2 protein-coding genes and 1 pseudogene are annotated in these 2,805 nt (G+C 66.8%); all 3 read left to right on the top strand.

Translation table 11 applies throughout. The annotated features are described in order from the left end of the window. Positions 1 to 481, top strand: a pseudogene (locus tag BEN49_RS29555) (hypothetical protein); the annotation flags it as partial. Continuing rightward, complete coding sequence (alr, locus tag BEN49_RS13760; RefSeq protein ID WP_239691933.1) at positions 367 to 1,824, top strand: alanine racemase; 1,458 nt, start codon at positions 367 to 369, stop codon at positions 1,822 to 1,824. The pseudogene BEN49_RS29555 and the gene alr, both read left to right, overlap by 115 nt. A 53-nt stretch (positions 1,825 to 1,877) precedes the next feature. Next, a complete protein-coding gene (locus tag BEN49_RS13755; protein ID WP_070744299.1) occupies positions 1,878 to 2,528 on the top strand; it encodes an OmpA family protein in 651 nt (216 codons plus the stop codon). The last annotated feature ends 277 nt before the right edge of the window (positions 2,529 to 2,805 follow it).

Here is a 2,805-nt window from a genome sequence, read left to right as displayed (position 1 = left end):
ACGCGCCCGGCGCGGCCCTGCGCTTCCGGGTGGCGCCGCCGAGGCAGGCCGCACCGCCGTGAAGGCCCGCGCCGGCCAGCTGGGGCCCCGGGCCGATTTCGTGCTGCCCTTCGCCGACGAGCCCTCCGTCGAAAACGCCCTGCACGGGCTGGCCGTGCTGCTGGCCCGCGGCGTGGCCCCGGCCGAAATCCAGCGCCGCCTGGCCCGCCTCCAGCCCGTGGCCATGCGCCTCGAAATGAAGCAGGGCCGCCACGATTCGTACCTGCTCGACGATACCTATAATAACGACCTCGCCGGCCTCGCCCTGGCCCTGGCCGCGCTGGGCCGCCAGGCCGCCCCGGCCGCCGCACCCTCATCCTCAGCGACGTGCTCGAATCGGGCCTCACGGGCCCCGCGCTCTACGCCCGCGTGGGGGCCCTGCTGCCCGCCCACGGCGTCACGCGCCTGGTGGGCATCGGGCCGGAGATTTCCGCGGAGATGAGCGAGTTAAAAGTTAAAAGTGAAGAGTTAAAAGCCGGCGAAACAGCGGAGGAACCAACGCTTTTAACTTTTAACTCTCAACTTTTAACTGAATTCTACCCCAGCACCGAAGCCTTCCTCGCCCAGCTCAACCCGGCCGATTTTGCCCACGAAACCATCCTAGTGAAAGGCGCGCGCCGCTTCGGCTTCGAGCGTATCGTGGCGGCGTTGCAGGCGCAGCAGCACGGTACGGTGCTGGAGGTGAACCTCGACGCGCTGGGCCACAACCTCCAGCATTTCCGCCAGCAGCTGCGGCCGGGCACCAAGTTGATGGTGATGGTCAAGGCGTTTGCCTACGGCGCGGGCTCGTACGAGGTGGCCAGCCTGCTCGAATTTCAGCGGGCCGACTACCTGGCCGTGGCCTACGCCGACGAGGGCATTGCCCTGCGCGAGGCCGGCATCGGCCTACCCATCATGGTGATGAACCCGGCCCCCGACGCCTTCGAGCTGCTGCGCCGCCACCGCCTGGAGCCGGAAATCTACTCGTTCGAAATCCTGGAAGCCTACCTGGCCACCTTGCCGGCCACCGACGCGCCAACTCCCTCCTTCACCAATTCGCCAATTCACATTAAGCTCGATACCGGCATGCGCCGCCTGGGCTTCGAGGAGGCCGACGTGCCGGCGCTGGGGGCCCTGCTGCGCCAGCACCGCGCCCGCCTGCCGGTGGCCGGCATCATGACGCACTTGGCCGCGGCCGACGACCCCGCCCACGACGACTTCACCCGCCAGCAGCTGGCCGCGTTCGGCCGCATGGCGAGGGCCCTGGAGGAAGCCCTGGGCCGCCCCGTGCTGAAGCACGCCCTGAACTCGGCCGGCATCCGGCGCTTTCCCGAGGCCCATTTCGACATGGTGCGGCTCGGCATTGGCCTCTACGGCGTGGACGCCAGCGGGCTGGATGCCAACGCCCTGCGTCCGGTGAGCACGCTGCGCACCACCATCTCGCAAATAAAAACCCTGCCCGCCGGCGCTACCGTGGGCTACGGCCGCCGGGGCACGGCTACTGATGCCGCGCGGCGCATTGCCACCCTGGCCATTGGCTACGCCGACGGCTACGACCGGCGCTTCAGCAGCGGGGCGGGCGTGGTGCTGGTGCACGGGCAGCGCGCGCCGGTGGTGGGCTCGGTGGCGATGGACATGTGCATGGTGGACGTGACCGACATCCCCGCGGCGCGGGCCGGCGACGTGGCCGTGGTGTTCGGCGCGGAGCTGCCGCTGCCGCTGCTGGCGGCCCGCATCGGCACCATCGCCTACGAGCTGCTTACCAACGTGAGCGAGCGGGTGAAACGGGTGTTTGTGACGGAATAAGCCAACGCCGGGGCCCCCAACTGCGTATGGTAACATTCATTTACTGAAATACCATGTACAAGCCCTTTCTTTCCCTCGTCGCCGCCACCGTACTCCTTGCTGGCTGCGAAACCAAAACCTCTGAAACCAAAGAGACCCTGGCCGATGCCACCGCCGACACGGCCGTAGTGGCCCGCACCGGCGAAACCGCCGATACACTGGGCGCCAAGGCCGTAGATGCGGCCGAGGGCGCCGTAGCTGCGGCCGGTACCGCCATCAGCAACGCCTGGACGGTGAGCAAGGACAAACTGAAAGACGTGAAATTTGCGGAAGTGAACCTGCCCGGCATCACCGTGCGCGGCGACGGCGACTACGACGTGTACACCGTTGACGAAACCGTGCTGTTCGACACCGACAAGGCCGCCATCAAGCCCGGTGCCGCCAAGGCCCTGGACCAGATCACGGGTTCCATCGGCCAGCGCTTCGCCAAAAGCGACGTGCGCGTGATGGGCTACGCCGATGCCCGCGGCACCAAGGGCTACAACAAGGCCCTGAGCGAGCAGCGCGCCGAAGCCGTGAAAACGTACCTCGTGTCGAACGGTAAAATCGCCGCTTCCCGCCTGAGCGTGGAGCCCATGGGCGAAGCGGAGCCCGCGGCCACCAACGCCACCGCCGCCGGCCGCCAGGAGAACCGCCGCGTCGAAATCGCCGTGCGCACCCGCTAGGCCGACCGGAAAAAATACAAAACCGGGCCCCGCGTCCGCCGAGTTTCTGCTGCAGTTGGCAGGGCTTGGTGGGCCTGGGGCCCGGTTTTGTGCTTTAGGAAATTGGTTAAGTACCAGCGTATAAACATAGTTCAATCGAGCCCTTTCAAAATATCCGCCGGTGTAGTTATTTTGCGGAATGTTTACGCGCAGAATACAATTTAAGCCGGCTGGATTTGCCCTTTGGGGCCTGCTGTTAGTGGCGGCCCGCCCGGCCACCGCCCAGTCCGGCGCCGCC

The sequence above is a fragment of the Hymenobacter coccineus genome, assembly GCF_001816125.1.
In the GTDB taxonomy this organism is placed as follows: domain Bacteria; phylum Bacteroidota; class Bacteroidia; order Cytophagales; family Hymenobacteraceae; genus Hymenobacter; species Hymenobacter coccineus.
Note: the sequence above shows the minus strand (reverse complement) of the source record. Positions and strands in the feature narration are given on the sequence as shown.

Coding starts and splice junctions, on each gene's coding strand:
- BEN49_RS13755 (WP_070744299.1), top strand. CDS start 1,878: ATGTACAAGCCCTTTCTTTCCCTCGTCGCCGCCACCGTACTCCTTGCT.